Raw genomic sequence first — 15168 nt, 5'->3', positions numbered from 1 at the left:
ACCATGCCAGCATTGACGTTAGCACACGTAAGTAAGCAATTTGGGCACGACACCAACCAGGTCACGGTCTTAAAGGACGTGAACTTCGAGGCGGAGGCCGGCCAGGTCAGTCTGGTGATTGGGCCTTCGGGTTCCGGGAAGAGCACGTTTTTGACGATTGCGGGCGGCATTCAAACGCCCACGGCCGGTGAGGTTCACGTGCAGGACCAGTCACTCCAGCAGTTGGCCGGGAAGGCGCGGGATGCCCTGCGGTTAAACAAGATTGGCTTCATCTTACAGGCCTACAACCTGATTCCGTATCTGTCGGTTCAGGACCAATTTACCCTGGTCGACCGGGTCAAGCCCCACGGCAACCTGACGGCGGAACAACTCGCTAATCTGTTGGATCAGTTGGGCATTGCCAATCTGATGAAGCAGTATCCGGGTGAACTGTCCGGTGGTCAAACGCAACGGGTCGCCATTGCGCGGGCACTGTACCAGAACCCCGACATCATTTTAGCGGACGAACCCACGGCGGCGCTCGACAGTGACCGGGTCAAGGTGGTTGGGCAACTGCTCCACGACCTGGCCAAGCAGCACAACAAGGCCATCGTGGTCGTGACCCATGATTTGCGGCTCCAGGAGTTTGCGGATAAGACTTACGCGATTATGGATGGGCGGATGACTCTTGCTTAAAAATATTTTTATAAAAGGGTAGACGGATTTTGTGCGAAGATAAGCAAAATTGGTCTACACCATCGAGAAGGACTGCCTGACTGGCGGCCCTTTTTCTATTGGGTTAGATGCGGATTTGGTCTAGAGCAGTTTCAGACTTTGTGAACATCAAAAGAGTGATTTAGCGCCGGAGTAAGCGTTTACAACACAACCAACCAGCAGTATCATGTATTTGCTGATTATTTATGAAGGGTGAGGAAAGTTAATATGAATCGACATTTGAGTACGTTTTTTATTTTCACATTCGGTGCATTAGGTGGCCTCTTATTCGGGTTTGATACAGGTATTATTTCTGGGGCCTCACCACTGATCGAAAATAACTTTAATTTAGGGATTGGGCAGACGGGGTTCATCACGTCGTCCGTGCTGATTGGGTCTTCCGTCGGGGCACTGGGCGTGGGTCCGTTGGCCGATAAATACGGGCGGAAGCGGCTGCTGATTTTGGCCGCCATCCTGTTTCTGTTAGGGTCATCGCTGTCCATGGTGGCCGTGGGCTTCTGGTCCATGGTTATCGCCCGGATCATCTTGGGTTTTGCCGTGGGTTCCGCGTCCGCTTTGACGCCAGCTTACCTGGCCGAATTGGCTCCCGCTGAACGTCGGGGGTCTCTGGGGACCTTGTTCCAATTGATGATCACCTTAGGGATTCTGTTGGCCTACGTGTCTAACCTGGGATTCTTGAACCACAACCTGTTGGGCATCCGTGACTGGCGGTGGATGTTGGGGTCAGCTCTGATTCCAGCGGCCTTACTGTTGATCGGTGGCCTGTTGTTACCCGAATCCCCACGGTTCTTGGCCGAAAAGGGTGACAGCGAACAAGCCTTAAGCGTGTTGAAAATGTTACGGAAGAATACGACCGATGATCCTGAAAAGGAATTGGCCGAAATTGAAACCGTTGCCCATCAACCTAAGGGTGGCGTCAAGGAACTGTTCACAATTGCCCGGCCAGCCGTGGTCGTGGCGGTCGGTATCATGTTGCTACAACAATTAGTTGGGATCAACTCCGTGATTTACTTCCTGCCCCAAGTCTTCATTAAAGGATTTGGCTTCGCGGAAGGCAGTGCCATCTGGATTTCCGTGGGGATTGGGATCGTGAACTTTGTGGTCACGGTGCTGGCCACGTTTATTATGGACAAGTTCAACCGGAAGACCTTCCTGATGTTTGGGTCAATCGTGATGGCCGTTTCCTTAGGGATTTTGGCCGTAATGAACTTCACCATGGACATCCACACGACGGCCGTGCCAACCATGATTCTGATTGCCATTTACATCTTCGGGTTCGCCATTTCTTGGGGGCCCATTGCCTGGGTCACGATTGGGGAAATCTTCCCATTGAGTGTCCGGGGAATCGGCTCTTCCATCGGGTCCGCGGCCAACTGGATTGGGAACTTCTTGGTTTCCCAGTTCTTCCTGGTCATGCTGGCCTACTTCCACAACAACGTCGGTGGCCCATTCGCCGTCTTTGCCGTGTTCGCTGTCTTATCCATGTTCTTCGTCCACTACTTAGTTCCCGAAACGCGGGGCAAGTCACTGGAAGAAATCGAAATGGAATTGCGGCATCATGATAAGAAAGCTGAAATGTCAGATAAATAGCGTGTTAATTAAGGAAGGTTTGGGCGTTGGTCCAAGCCTTTTTCGTTTGGGATGAGAGATAGAAAATGTTGGTTATCATATGCTGAAAAAATAGCAGTCAAAAAGCCGCCTGAGTTAGACGGCTTTTCGTTCTCCTAGGCGGCGTCGGGGCCACCCAGGAGAAGTGTCATAAATTGTTGAATAGTAGCGCGGTCGGCATCGGCAACGAGCTGGCAGAGCAGCCAGAGTTGTTGGGGATAACGCACATCCGCGACGGGGTCCAGCGGAAATTTGGGAGTCAACTCTAGGTCCTTGAAGGCGAGGCGGGCCTGTGCCAGTCGCAGGTGAAAGTCGTCGTTTGAGACCCCGGCAATTTGGGCGCACCCTTGCGTGATGTTGTCGGTTTGATTGGTGAAAAAGTAGCGACCGTGTTGCTGGCTAGTAAACTGGCGAACGCGCTGGTTGAGTAGCGCTGGCGGCAGAATCGGTGTGCCGTAGTAGAGCAGGCTTGCGACGAGGAAGTCGGTATCAAACGTCCACGGTCGGTAAACCCGGTGGCGTACGCCGTAGTTAGCGGCGGCTCGTCCGTCAATGTAGGTCGTTTGTGGATCGGCATTGTGGTGCGTGAGAACGGTTAGGGTTTCTGGGGTCAGGAGGTGTAAGGTCATTGGGCACCGCCTTATTTGCTAAGAATGGTGGCAATCAGTGCTTGCACCTCGGCCAGGGACTTGCCCTTGAGCAGGCCACAGACGATTTCAGTTTGCTTGGCGTAGTGATCGTAACCGCGGTCACGCATAGGAATGGTGGTGGTTTGGTCTAAGTCAGCGAAGGCAAAATCACAGTTGCTCATCCGAGCCGCAAAGGCAGTGGGCGTGACGCCACACACATCCGCACAGACCCGAATGAAGGCATCGAGGTCCGCCGTGATATTAATGGCTTCATATTGCACGCCGGAGAGGTCCGTGGCTACCCGCTTCAGGTCGTCAAAGTTAAACGCTTGGGGCCCGACCATGACGAGGGCTGCGGCTAAAAACTCGTGGTCGTAGGACCAACGCCGGTTTTCATAATTGTAGATGGCCCGTTTGATTAATCGAATAGGGGAAACGGTACTGTTGGGGTGCTTGGCTTGAAATTTTGCTAACATGTCTAAAATGATTTCATTTAAATTGTTCATCATTGTAACCTCTTCGTATTTTATTTTTTATAATTTTTCAACAGCGCCGTTGAAGTGGTAACTTGTTAACAGAATTAAGGTTATCACGGAAGACAGAGACTTGCAAGCTTGTAAATGCCGTTATACCGGCGTTTTGAAGGCATCCAAGTGCAATTTAATCCAAGGCAATAGGTGCTTAATTTTGATCAATGTCATTTTTGGGAGAAGCTAACCTCAATTTAAAAAAAGATAAAATTTTTTACATATGCCCTGAAAAGCAAAAAAATCCACCAAAATTCGGTGGATGACGACAATTATTCTGTAGGTAGTTGGTCCAACTGCTCCTGACATTCAGTGCGGATGGCAGCAATCAATTCGGTTGGTGCCGTCTGAAGCGTGGCTGCGTGACCCAGGTAAAGAAACCAGCGGGCAAAGTCCTGGAGCTGTTCTGGCGAGGTTGGGTCCAGGTAGCATTCCAATATGGCCTTCTGATGGAACTGGGCACGGTACTGAAGCGGCGCCGTGGGATGGGGATGCTGTTTAAATTGTTGAATGGCGTCGGTCGTCAATTTCAAGCAAACGTTGGGCTGCGGCCGGGCTGCCTTGATAGCCGCGGTGATGGTGTCCGGGTCCAGTGTCTGTTCCTGAGCGACCGGGGTGATTCCCACGATGTCCGTGATTTTTAGTTCGTAGAAGCGACTGGCATTCAGGTCCCAGGCGTCGACGTACCAGATAGCCTGACGATTGTAGACGTGGCGAACCCAAACGGTACGGGTGGTCGTCGTCAGTTTGAGATAGAGCTGGCGACTGGTCAGACAGTCATTTAGTAGTGTACGCAGCATGGGTGGGGCAAAGTCGGTCAGCTCGGTCAGTTTGGTGTTAGCTGGATTGGTGTGACTGAAAACTAGCAGCTCCTGTAGCGTCAGAAGGTCATCCTGCTGGGTCTGCGAGGCGATGGCCACGAGCTTCTCCGTTAAGGTATTGCGGTTCTGCAGGTAGGGAAGCTGGGTATTTAGCGTGGCCAGGAAACTGACAAATAGGGCCTTCAGTTCGTCGTTGTTGAACTGGACGGCGGGCAACAGGGTATTCTGGAGAACGGCATAACCGCCATCGCGACCCACGCTCGACGTCAGGGGCATCCCCAGCTCCTGAATATTTTCAAGATCACGAATGACCGTGCTTCGCGATACCCGAAAGTGGGCCATCAATTCGCGAATCGTAAAAAATTGGCGATTATTGATGTACCGCATCATGGTATTGACCCGTTCCGTTTTTGTCATGATTTTCTCCCAACAGTGTCAGTTTTTGAAACCATTAGTGACTATACTGAGTCTATCATCTAAAGGAGGCCATCACAATATGGCAAATTACACGATTGAAACGAAACCCGCATTCACTGTTTTAGGCATCGACACGGTGCTGACCGGCAACTTCCCCGAAATGGGTCAGCAGAAGGCGAACTTCTGGCAAAAAATCAACGCGGACCAAGCGCTGGCCAAGCTGGACGGCATCAACGATTATCCCTTCGCCGTTAACGAAGCCATCAACGGTGAATTTCACTACTACGCCGGCCGACAAGTGACGACGGCTGCGACGCCCGCAGCGGGCCAACGGCTGATTGAATTTCCCGCTGGCAAATACCTGGTCATTACCGGCACGGCTGCGGATCAAATGGGGCTGTACAACGCACTCGAAGGTTCCGCATTCGGCGAAATCTTACCCCAATTGACCGACTACGCCTACGTGGGTGGTCCCAACACGTCTTACGTGACCGGGAGCGATGACGCCGGTGTTCACGGCGAAATGCTGGTTCCTTTAGTCGAAAAATAGGTTCGTGAATCGTCAGTGTAGGTGGCTGACGATTTTTTGTATAATGGAGATAATAACGAGGAGGGGTTTCCATGAAACACGAATGGCGCAAGGCAGAGAAGGACTGGTACTTATCCAAGCAACCGACGCTGTTAACGTTGCCGGCATTGAATTTCATCACGATTGAGGGGCAGGGTGATCCCAATCAGCCGGACTTCGGAGAGCACGTTGCCGCCCTGTATCCGGTGGCCTATCAGCTACGAATGGCGCTGAAACGCGGTGAACTGGGCGAACCCTACGAGTATACGGTTTACCCGCTGGAGGGCGTCTGGACGACGACTGATGGCTCACGCGGGGCCGACCTGAACAAGGCGGCTTTGAAATATAAAATCATGTTGCGTCAGCCAGACCGGTTGACGGCCACGGATTTTGACCAGGCCTTGGCTACCGTTCAAGCGAAGAAGACCAATCCCTACTTCGACCAATTAACCTGGGAAACCTACGCGGAGGGACAGGTGCTCCAGACCATCCATCAGGGGCCGTTTGACGATGAGCCGGCCACATTTGCCCAGCTCCAGACGGTCGTGACCGAGCAGAACTTGCAGGTCATCCCCACCATGGGTGACTACTGGCACCGCGAAATTTACCTGACGGATGCCCGTCGGACCGCGCCGGAAAGGGCGAAAACCCTGCTACGTTACCGGGTTCAACCGAAGTAAATCAAAAAGTCGCCTGGCAACTTGTCGGACGACTTTTTTGATGCGATTAGATTACGGGAGCCACTGTAGGACGCTGTCCAGGGTGGTCACCGTGTGGGTTGGTCGAGCGGTGGCTGTGGGTTTTACGTTTTCCCGGTTGACCCAAATCGACCGCCAGCCAAGCTGATCAGCGGGGATGATGTCACTGGCATAGCCTTGCGCGATGTGCCAGTGATTCTCGGGGGTGAAGCCGTAATGCTTGCCCACGGCATCGAAGAAGGTGTGATCCGGCTTGTAGGCGTGCACGTCCTCGGCAGTCCAAATGTCGAAGGGCACCTGGAGGCTGTCGGCATTGGCGGGGATGATGTCCCAGCTGGAGTTGGACATCATAATCAGGTGGTAGCCGCGCTCACGTAGCGTTTTGAGCGTGGCAATGACTTCGGGAAACGGTGTCAGGGCACGGTGCGCCATTAAGACCTCGGGATAGTAGCGCTCGAAACCATGTTTGAGGCCAAATTGTTCGTCTAGGTGGAGTAAATTGTTGCGGGTCAGCAAATCATAGTCCAGGTAGGGATGCATGTTGTTGCGGTCGCCCTGATAGGTGATGAACCGTTGCCGGGCTAATTTGGCATCAACGCCCAGCTGAAGCGCGGCCCGGACGATTTCAGCGTAGGTGCCTTCCTCCCGTAGCAGGGTGCCATAACAGTCAAAGGTTAGAAATTTTTCCATCAAAAGAACTTCCTTAGTCAAACTAAAAAGCCACCCGCAAAGGTGGCTTTTCGTAGCTGTAATACACAATCAATCTATTTTTAGTGGTGACCAAGAGGGGGTAACCAGGTGGCCACTGAAATTTTCTGATTGGTTAGGCGGTTAATCCTAACCAATCACAGTTGTCAGTCCGTAACGTGGTTCACAAGCTGGATAGCGGGGGGCTGTCTGGTTGTGAACGTTGTTGGCGGTTACTGGGGTGGTGTGTCGCAGAGGGACTGGCCTCTTTGTTGGACCCTGGAACCGGTGGGACTGACACTACGCATTTTAGATTCCGGAGACGTGCGGCCTCTGAAACGTGCTCCGAGAGCCAGACTCCTGCGCTTAACCCAGCTAAGAAAACACCCCAAAACCAGGGGTATTCCCTTAGCTACGTTAATGCTCAGAGTCTAACCGGCTCTCTCCGCACTCTATTTTGCGTCGTAAGCTGCTTGGAAAATCTTGATGATATCTTCTTTAGTCCCTACACGAGGGTTAGAGAAGGCGTTCCCATCCTTCAAGGCGTTTTCAGCCATCAGTTCAAAGTCTTCTGGCTTTGCACCGATTTCCTTGATGGACTTAGGAATACCAACGTCTTGTGACATTTGCTTCATGGCCTTGATGGACAATTCAGCAGCGTCACGCGTTGATAAGCCTTCAGTGTTTTCACCCATGATTTCAGCTAATTCAGCGAAACGTTCTGGGCAAGCAATGATGTTGTATTCTTCAACGTAAGGCAAGAGCAAAGCACAGCAAACACCATGAGGAGCGTCGTATTGACCACCCAATTGGTGAGCCATGGCGTGAACGTAACCTAAGTTAGCGTTGTTGAAGGCCATCCCGGCTAACATTTCAGCTTCGACCATCTTGGTCCGAGCTTCAAGGTTGTGGCCGTTAGCAACGGCTTCACGTAAGGAAGTTTCAATCAACTTGATGGCTTCGATACATTGTGAGTCGGTGATTGGGTTGTGGTCAACGGAAACGTATGGTTCGATGGATTGAACGAAAGCGTCCATCCCAGTAGCGGCGGTTAAGCCCTTAGGAACGTCCAACATCAAAGTAGGGTCGTTGTAGGAAACCAACGGAATGTTCCGCCATGAAACAACAACGAACTTCAAGTGGGTTTCTTCGTTCGTGATAACGGCGTGACGAGTCAATTCTGAACCCGTCCCAGCAGTCGTGTTAACGGCAATCAGTGGTGGCAAAGCCTTGTCGAGCGTTTCGATCCCAGCTAACTTGGTGATGTCATCACCGTTAGTCAAGATAATGCCGGCACCTTTACCAGTATCATGAGCAGAACCCCCACCAACAGTGATGATGGAGTCAGCGCCTGAATCCAAGTAAAGTTTCTTAACTTCTTTGATGTTGCGAATCTTAGGGTTCGGTTCAACGTTGTTGTAAACAACGTAGTCAACACCAGCAGCCTTTAAGGAGTTCAAGGTCTGTTCAACCGCACCGTTTTCCATTCCTTCAAGGAACTTATCCGTTACGATGACGGGCTTCTTCATCCCTAACATCTTTGCACGGTCACCAATCTTGCTAATTACGCCAGGGCCAAAGAAATTGACACTGGGCATAAGAAAGTCATAACTACGTTCAGCCATTATACAAATGCCTTCTTTCGGAAGTTTTGAAAATCATTGGTACCAATTTCACAAAGCAATTATAACTAAAAAAATTACAGTTTGCAACTGCTTTCGGGTAAAAGTTTGTTAGTTGTCCGAGAAAACCAGGGTGTATCACCGATTTGACGGTGTTCATCATGCCCAAAGAAAATTTATTTAGCGCTTACAATAACGGAAACGGGTTAATGAAAAGATAAACAAATTGTTCTCATTTTGCTGTGAATTTCGGGGGAGACAACTGCTTGCGTCAGGTTTCACTGGGTCGTGAACCCCCTGACGCATTTCCCTGGGGCGGGTTAAACTGGTCGTTGTCATGGACTCCGGGTGGCGGAAATTGAACCGCGGCTGAGCGTTCCCGTTCCCGACGGCGGATTCAAAACGCCCTGCTGTGGGGTCGGTTCCAGACTAAAGAGCAGTCTTCCACCTCGACTTTGAGCCTGAGATGCGGTCTCAAAGGTCGCCCCGTGCTCTAAGCTGAGAATAAGGCACTCAGCTAAGACCACCGACACAGCTGGTCATTTTGATCCGCCTCTGGTCACTCAACTTGGCATGTGAATGGCACAATTTCCGCCATCCCTACGGCGGCGGACACTGGTTTAGCCCATAGTTACGGGGCTTGCCGTTAGCGTGGCCTGACTGTGGCTGGTATTTACCACAGACATAGGGAATCAGCAGCGTATTTAAGCCGATAATTTGCGACAACAATTGTCGTTTATCTTGATTATTAATCGACAAATCACTATTTAGTGTTAGCCATTGTAGTTGTTGATGGGTTGGCCTAAAATTGACAATAAGAAGTACATAAATCAATTGCGGAGGCAGAAAAATGGCACATAAAAAGCACTGGCTAACGGTCGCTGTTGCGTTGTTGGCAGCGGGGAGCTTGGCGGGATGTACGTCTAATATGAGTAGTCGGCAGGCCAAGAATGCGTTTAAGCAAAGCCAATCTAGCAGTAAACAGGGATCGGGGAAAACGGCCAAAGATGAGTCAATTATCGCGGCAGCGCAATCCCTGAATGCCGATGGCAAATACAAGCAGTCGAACAAAAAGCTGAGCAGCATTAATCTGACGGACTTGAACAAGAAGGGGTTTGGCGCCCTGAAGACGGAATTTTTCAGTCTGCAAAAGAGCAACGACAAATTTCTGTTGAAGAAGACCCAGTCCAAGGGCAATAGCGCGACCACGACTCAGGCCAGTGGGGGCAACACGACCACGACGACCACTACCAACAACAGTTTTGACGGGTACAGCAAGTACGTTGGCGACTATTATTTCTATAATGACGACGATGGCGACCGGCAACAGGAGACGTTGACGATTCACGATAACGGCTCGGTCGTGCAGAACAACAACGATGGTTCTGCCTTCCACGGGACCGCGACCATCAAGGATTCCGGCGCGCACGGCGTCTTGTCCTATGACGTGACGACCGGCACCAACGATACCAAGACCATCGATGCTAACGTGGAAATCGACGTGGTTTGGAGCAACGGCGAGCACGAAACGTACTACGGCTACACGTCCTACGACGATGATATCGTGTTGACGGACGGTAACTCGTACGATGGTGATTTAGTGAACGAAGTCTGGATGCAGTAAATCAGAATCTTCAATACACGGCAACCCGCATCTGACGGCCGCCGTGTATTTTTAGGTCAGGAGGAATTTTGATGAAAAAATGGGGATTGTGGTTACTGGTCGGTGTCGCGAGTTTGGGATTGGTCGGCTGTCAGTCGCGTGGCCAAGCCCATCAGGCGGCGAAAAAGATGACATCTAGCCGCTCGGCATCGGCCAGTTCTAGCGTAACCAAGCCAAAAACACCTAAAGCAAAACCGGCTAAGTCCCAAACGACCAAGCCGGTTCAAACCGCGCCATTCAAACAAATTGCGCAGAGCACGATGGGCCACTTGAAGGGACAAAATGCCGTGTATATTCAAACGACGGCGGGGCAGACACTGAGTTGGCACAACCGCTCACAGAAGGCTGCGAGTGATATTAAACTATTTATTTTGGCGACAGTCTATCGTCAGGTTGCGGCTGGCAAGTTTGATTTGGCCGCGACCTATACGCTCCGTGAGGCGGATAAGGTAGGTGGTACCGGGAATCTACAGGCGCAAGCCGCCGGAACGCGGGTCACCAATCGCGACTTGCTAAAGGACATGATGACCGTGAGCGATAACACCGCCACCAACATCATCATCCGCGAGGTCGGGGGCTTGGCGGCCGTCAATCAGGAGATTAAACGCTTGGGTGCCACCCAAACGGTTCTTCGGCGAAAGATGATGGATCAAAAGGCGCTTGCAGCGGGACGGGACAACGAAACCTCTGCTCGCGATTTAGGAAACCTGTTAATGAAGATCTGGCGGCACCAGCTGATTTCACGCGCCGCCGATACGGCGATTTTAAAGTTGATGGCGGCTAATACCAATCACACCAAGCTACCCAAATTGGTGCCAGCCAGTCGTCAAATTTATAACAAGACCGGTGAGTTCGATACCTACGGCGTGGAAAATGACGCGGCCATTTTTGCTCGGGGCAAGCAGGCCGTGGTGGTCGTGGCGCTATCGCAAAATGGCGAGCTCTCCCAGCAGGTTCCGGCGATGAATCAACTGGGGAAGCAGATTGATGCCGTCGTGTTTGGTTAGGAATCGTTACTTAGTTAACGCTGAAATTCACTGATCACGCAGCGGTTAAACGACTTATAATGGAGCTATCTAAGCGGATAAGAGGGGTTGTGTATGAAAGAATTAGACAAGCATCGGCAACAGGAACAGGCCGAATGGCAGGCGCGGCAACAGGCCGAGTTGGCCAAGTTACGCGGCGCTCAGCGGCACCTATACTTAAACGTGGGGGCCTACTTGAGTATCTCCGTGATCGAGTTCTACTTAGCCATTGTCGGGCACTCCCAAACGTTGCGGGCCGATGCGTTTAACAATTTATCCGGAATTATTTCCACCATTTTGTTATTAATTGGCATCTACATCGCCCGTGATATTCACGACGATGATTTGATGGGTCAGCCGCTACCGGAGGACTACAGCCACAGCGGCCAACGCCTTCAATTGACGCGGTTTCACTACGAAACGGTCTTCACCATGCTGACCGGGATCGTGATGATTGCCATCGCCGCCAGCGTCATCTACAGCGGCATCAAGAGTCTCATGAATCCCGCCGACCAGGAGGTGCCCCAACCGATTACGATTCTGGGGGCCGGCATCGCCACGGTCGTCATGCTAGGGGTGTGGTGGCTGAACCGGCGGGCCGGTCGAAAATTAAAGAACGCTGCATTGACGGCCGCCGCGCTGGATAGTTTGAGCGACGCCATGACCAGTATCGCGACCATGATTGCGATTGGTGGTGCGCTGGCGTTCAAACTGACCTGGCTTGATGGCGTGGCCAGTATGTTGGTCGGTATCTATATTCTGACGGCGGGCATCAAGATTTTCCGTGAGAGTAGCTTGAACCTGGCCGACTACTTTGACCCGGAAGTTGAAGAACAATTTCGGCAAATGGCCGCGGGCTTTGCCGGGGTCAAACGGGTGGAAGACCTCAAGGCCCACTACAACGGTAACGTGGTCACGGTTGATCTGGTGATTGCGGTCGACGCCCACATGGAAGTGCAGGATAGTTACCGGTTGGGCGAGGAGATTGAGGCGGCGATGCGCCACGAGTTCGGCGTCGTCGACACCAACGTGATGGCTGTCCCAGCGGGTTAGACTGATGTTGACTTCGGTGAAAACTGAGCCTGGTCGCGTTCGTTCTCGGCGGCGCGCTCAAGATACCCTGCTGTGGGGTCGGTTCCAGCCTGAGAAGCGGGCTTCCACCTCAACTTTGAGCCAAAGGGCGGTCTCAAAGGTTGCCCCATGGGCTAGGCTGAGAAAGTACCCCAGCCAAGGCCATCGACACAGCCGGGCATCTTGGCTCGCCTCTGGTCACTTCCACGACTGGCTCATTTTTCCCAGCCCTGCGGCTGACATGGGTTTAACCCCGTTGGAAGCCAGCACGGTGTTTCTTAGGCCTTTCAGGCGATATGAGTTTTTAAAACTAAAAAACAAGTTGTTTGAACAAAAAGGGGTCGCTAATATGGCGGCTCCTTTAATTATTAATAATTACTATTTTTGATTATTAATTAATAATTTGATGGTTCTTTGCCGTAAGTTTCCATCCCGTTTGACGTTATGGCCGGGCCGAATCTGCACGACGTTCCGTGGGCTCCATGGCACAATATACATGACAAATCAAAGAGGCCAAGCCCCGTCGAAAAACGGTTGCTTGGTCTCTCTGCAGTGCTATTACGTTCGCGATAGAATCAATTCTAGCAATTACAACTTATTCTCGTCCATTTCCAGTAAACTTTTACGATGGATAATGGCTTCGATTAAGCGTTTACGTTTTTGATCCATACTCTCTTTTTTCGCAACCTTTCTGAGTTTTCTAGAGTAGCTGAAATCGAGTGCTTGAAAAATTTTATACAGATCCTGCAAATCTCTGGATTCTAGCATGTAATTAAGATTAGGCGTTTTTAAAAGCTGTTGAACTGATTTTTGATATAAGAAGATCGAAATCAGTCTTAAAAGAACTATGCTACTAACCAATGATGCTAGCCAAACCCAAGCCAGCAATAGGATTGCAACTGCAAACTCTAAGGGTGTTTCATTCATTGATAAGTTAATATACCATTCTGCACCGATGATTGCTGTAGGCACGACCGCCATACAACTAGCTAGAATTCGAAATTTAAGATCATACAATTACAAACACTTACCTCTCTATTTAAAATTAATCTCATTTTACACTTCTAAGGATGGAAAAGGAGATTAATTCCATGGTTACTAAAAGGTGCCTACTCCCCCAAAGGTCACTTAGGCGCTATAATGAGTAAAACTATTGAGGAGGTCATCACGTGAAAAAGTCGTATAACAATGGGGTCGAGGCAACGCTGGGCATTATTAGTGGGAAATGGAAGCCACAACTGCTGTGCCATTTGGGCAATCGGCCCCAAAGAACGTGTGACCTCCGCCGCGAGTTGCCGGCCATCTCGCAAAAGGTACTGACGCAACAACTGCGGGAGCTGGAACAAGACGGCATCATCGTCCGCCACATTTCTGGCGAGCGGGCACCGTTTAAAGTCACCTACGCGTTGACCGACCTGGGCCGTTCTCTGGGCCAGATTTTGGTACAGATGTCCGTGTGGGGTGAACGTCGGGCCAGTGAAGTGCCCGACATGGAAATTGCCAACGACCACGGGGGCTTCAGCCATATTTTAGAAAATTAATCAGGAGGTACTTTTAAGTGCCTTCTTTTTTTCTGCCCAGCAAGCGGTTATGCTAGGTTTCGTTGAGGAGGTGGCGCGATGGCGCATTCGATTCGCGGGTTACAGACGACCCAAACGGTGGTCACGCAACCCGTGCAGTGGCAACTACTCCTGTTGCTGGCAGAGGGTTCCCAATCCATGGGGATGATCTGGCAGCGGCTAAATGGCAAGCAACGGTGGGGCTGTTGGTGTGGTTTGTGGCGATTGCAGCGCTGCCAACTCGTGATGTTTCACGTGAAACAACGGCGCTGGGCGCTGACGCCAGCCGGCGAGACCCTCCGACCGATTTTAACGGCAATTCAAAAATGTACCGCAATTCAGAAAGGTGGAAAATCAGATGACTTATAATTTTCAACAGGACTTTAGCTTTAAGAACGGGATTACGTTAAAGAACCGGGTAATCATGTCCCCAACCACGACCATGTCGAGTTTCTACGACGGCCACGTGACCAACGATGAAATCGACTTCTACGGCGCTCGGGCCGGTGGCGTTGGCATGATCATTGGTGAAGTGGCCAACGTGATTGCTGGCGGCAAGGGCTTCGAAGGCGAACTGTCAATTGCCGATGATACCGACATCGAGGGATTGAGTCGCTTGGCCAACGCCATGAAGCGCAATGGTACCAAGGCCGTCCTGCAGATTTTCCACGCTGGCCGGAAGTCTAACGACAGCATTCTCCGTGGCACCCAACCAGTCAGTGCTAGTGCCGTCAAGGCCGCCTTTCCAGCCGATTCGCAGACGCCTCGAGAAATGACGGCGGCGGAAATTGATGAGTTGATCGTTGCCTTTGGCGAAGCCACGCGGCGGGCCATTGCCGCTGGTTTTGACGGGGTCGAACTGCATGGGGCCAACACCTACCTGTTGCAGCAGTTCTTCTCTCCTAACTCAAATCGTCGGACGGACAAGTGGGGTGGCAATCGTGATGACCGGATGGCCTTTGCCAAGGCCGTGATCACCAGCGCCCATGAGGCGATTACCCAGTACGCCGACCGCCCATTCCTGTTGGGCTACCGGATCTCACCCGAGGAAATCGAAACACCAGGGATTCGTTTAGCTGATAGCTTAGCCTTCCTGGATATGTTAGGCGATTCCGACGTGGATTACGTGCACATGTCCATGGGTTCTGCGCAACGGACGTCTTTGAACGACAAGAGCGACCACGAACCGTTGATCAAGAAGTTTGTTGCCCAGTTAGCTGGCCGCAAGCCACTGATTGGTGTCGGTTCCGTGGAAACGCCAGCTGACGCCGATGCTGTTCTCGCCATGGGGGCTGATTTGGTGGCCATGGGCCGCGAAATGATTCGCGAACCCCAATGGATGGAAAAGGTGCTGGACGGGGATGAAGCCAGCATCCGTTACCAACTTTCACCATCTGAAATGACCGAACTGAAGATTCCGGTGGCTATGCAGTACTACCTGAAGGGCGCCTTCTACTCCGTGATGCACTTCACCACGGACCCCGCTGTTGCGGCCGATTACCAAAACGAAGCGGCCCCAATGGAAGGTTTCGAAAAGAAGATGTAGCCCCACCAATTAT

General features: G+C 51.5%; 16 protein-coding genes. 10 read left to right on the top strand and 6 right to left on the bottom strand.

The window, feature by feature from the left end; genetic code table 11:
* The first annotated feature begins 3 nt into the window (after nucleotides 1-3).
* Nucleotides 4-675, top strand: a complete 672-nt coding sequence (locus tag JUF13_RS05835) for an ABC transporter ATP-binding protein (RefSeq protein ID WP_203638397.1) — start codon at nucleotides 4-6, stop codon at nucleotides 673-675.
* Nucleotides 676-921: 246 nt separating this feature from the next.
* Complete coding sequence (locus JUF13_RS05830) at nucleotides 922-2304, top strand: sugar porter family MFS transporter (protein ID WP_125764089.1); 1383 nt, start codon at nucleotides 922-924, stop codon at nucleotides 2302-2304.
* Nucleotides 2305-2438: 134 nt separating this feature from the next.
* On the opposite strand, the gene JUF13_RS05825 is transcribed toward JUF13_RS05830, so the two are convergent.
* The 3 genes from JUF13_RS05825 to JUF13_RS05815 all read right to left on the bottom strand — a co-directional run bounded on the left by JUF13_RS05825 (nucleotide 2439) and on the right by JUF13_RS05815 (nucleotide 4716).
* A complete protein-coding gene (locus JUF13_RS05825; protein WP_203638395.1) occupies nucleotides 2439-2951 on the bottom strand; it encodes a hypothetical protein in 513 nt (170 codons plus the stop codon).
* Nucleotides 2952-2962: 11 nt separating this feature from the next.
* The gene (locus tag JUF13_RS05820; RefSeq protein ID WP_203638393.1) at nucleotides 2963-3457 is read right to left on the bottom strand and encodes a hypothetical protein; all 495 of its coding nucleotides are present in this window, start codon (nucleotides 3455-3457) and stop codon (nucleotides 2963-2965) included.
* A 293-nt stretch (nucleotides 3458-3750) separates the two neighbouring features.
* Complete coding sequence (locus JUF13_RS05815; protein WP_203638391.1) at nucleotides 3751-4716, bottom strand: helix-turn-helix transcriptional regulator; 966 nt, start codon at nucleotides 4714-4716, stop codon at nucleotides 3751-3753.
* Nucleotides 4717-4795: 79 nt separating this feature from the next.
* Between JUF13_RS05815 and JUF13_RS05810 the strand changes: the two genes are divergently transcribed.
* Together JUF13_RS05810 and JUF13_RS05805 are read left to right on the top strand one after the other, a co-directional pair.
* Nucleotides 4796-5266 (top strand): GyrI-like domain-containing protein, encoded by a 471-nt coding sequence (locus JUF13_RS05810; protein ID WP_203638389.1) that lies wholly within the window; start codon nucleotides 4796-4798, stop codon nucleotides 5264-5266.
* A 71-nt stretch (nucleotides 5267-5337) separates the two neighbouring features.
* Complete coding sequence (locus JUF13_RS05805) at nucleotides 5338-5964, top strand: GyrI-like domain-containing protein (RefSeq protein WP_203638387.1); 627 nt, start codon at nucleotides 5338-5340, stop codon at nucleotides 5962-5964.
* A 51-nt stretch (nucleotides 5965-6015) separates the two neighbouring features.
* On the opposite strand, the gene JUF13_RS05800 is transcribed toward JUF13_RS05805, so the two are convergent.
* Both JUF13_RS05800 and JUF13_RS05795 read right to left on the bottom strand, forming a co-directional pair.
* Entirely contained in the window at nucleotides 6016-6672 is a 657-nt protein-coding gene (locus tag JUF13_RS05800; RefSeq protein WP_203638384.1) for an HAD family hydrolase, read from the bottom strand.
* A gap of 449 nt (nucleotides 6673-7121) precedes the next feature.
* The gene (locus JUF13_RS05795) at nucleotides 7122-8294 is read right to left on the bottom strand and encodes an iron-containing alcohol dehydrogenase (protein ID WP_203638382.1); all 1173 of its coding nucleotides are present in this window, start codon (nucleotides 8292-8294) and stop codon (nucleotides 7122-7124) included.
* A gap of 847 nt (nucleotides 8295-9141) precedes the next feature.
* On the opposite strand from JUF13_RS05795, the gene JUF13_RS05790 reads away from it, so the two are divergent.
* The 3 genes from JUF13_RS05790 to JUF13_RS05780 all read left to right on the top strand — a co-directional run bounded on the left by JUF13_RS05790 (nucleotide 9142) and on the right by JUF13_RS05780 (nucleotide 12032).
* Nucleotides 9142-9915 (top strand): hypothetical protein, encoded by a 774-nt coding sequence (locus JUF13_RS05790; protein ID WP_203638380.1) that lies wholly within the window; start codon nucleotides 9142-9144, stop codon nucleotides 9913-9915.
* Nucleotides 9916-9986: 71 nt separating this feature from the next.
* A complete protein-coding gene (locus JUF13_RS05785) occupies nucleotides 9987-10961 on the top strand; it encodes a serine hydrolase (protein ID WP_203638378.1) in 975 nt (324 codons plus the stop codon).
* Between the two features lie 93 nt (nucleotides 10962-11054).
* Nucleotides 11055-12032 carry a cation diffusion facilitator family transporter gene (locus JUF13_RS05780; protein ID WP_203638376.1) on the top strand — a complete coding sequence of 326 codons (978 nt, stop codon included), beginning with the start codon at nucleotides 11055-11057 and terminating at the stop codon, nucleotides 12030-12032.
* A gap of 606 nt (nucleotides 12033-12638) precedes the next feature.
* On the opposite strand, the gene JUF13_RS05775 is transcribed toward JUF13_RS05780, so the two are convergent.
* Nucleotides 12639-13022: a hypothetical protein gene (locus JUF13_RS05775; RefSeq protein ID WP_203638375.1), complete on the bottom strand. Its 384-nt coding sequence runs from the start codon at nucleotides 13020-13022 to the stop codon at nucleotides 12639-12641.
* 197 nt (nucleotides 13023-13219) lie between these two features.
* On the opposite strand from JUF13_RS05775, the gene JUF13_RS05770 reads away from it, so the two are divergent.
* The 3 genes from JUF13_RS05770 (at nucleotide 13220) to JUF13_RS05760 (ending at nucleotide 15155) form a co-directional block, all read left to right on the top strand.
* A complete protein-coding gene (locus JUF13_RS05770; RefSeq protein WP_125764117.1) occupies nucleotides 13220-13591 on the top strand; it encodes a winged helix-turn-helix transcriptional regulator in 372 nt (123 codons plus the stop codon).
* A 78-nt stretch (nucleotides 13592-13669) separates the two neighbouring features.
* Nucleotides 13670-13978, top strand: a complete 309-nt coding sequence (locus JUF13_RS05765; protein ID WP_203638373.1) for a hypothetical protein — start codon at nucleotides 13670-13672, stop codon at nucleotides 13976-13978.
* Nucleotides 13968-15155: an NADH-dependent flavin oxidoreductase gene (locus tag JUF13_RS05760; RefSeq protein WP_203638371.1), complete on the top strand. Its 1188-nt coding sequence runs from the start codon at nucleotides 13968-13970 to the stop codon at nucleotides 15153-15155. The genes JUF13_RS05765 and JUF13_RS05760 overlap by 11 nt, the downstream gene beginning before the upstream one ends.
* Nucleotides 15156-15168: the final 13 nt, after the last annotated feature.

Source organism: Levilactobacillus wangkuiensis, from assembly GCF_016861605.1.
Classification (GTDB): domain Bacteria; phylum Bacillota; class Bacilli; order Lactobacillales; family Lactobacillaceae; genus Levilactobacillus; species Levilactobacillus wangkuiensis.
The sequence above is the reverse complement of the archived record's forward strand: the minus strand, read 5'-3'. Positions and strand labels throughout refer to the sequence as shown.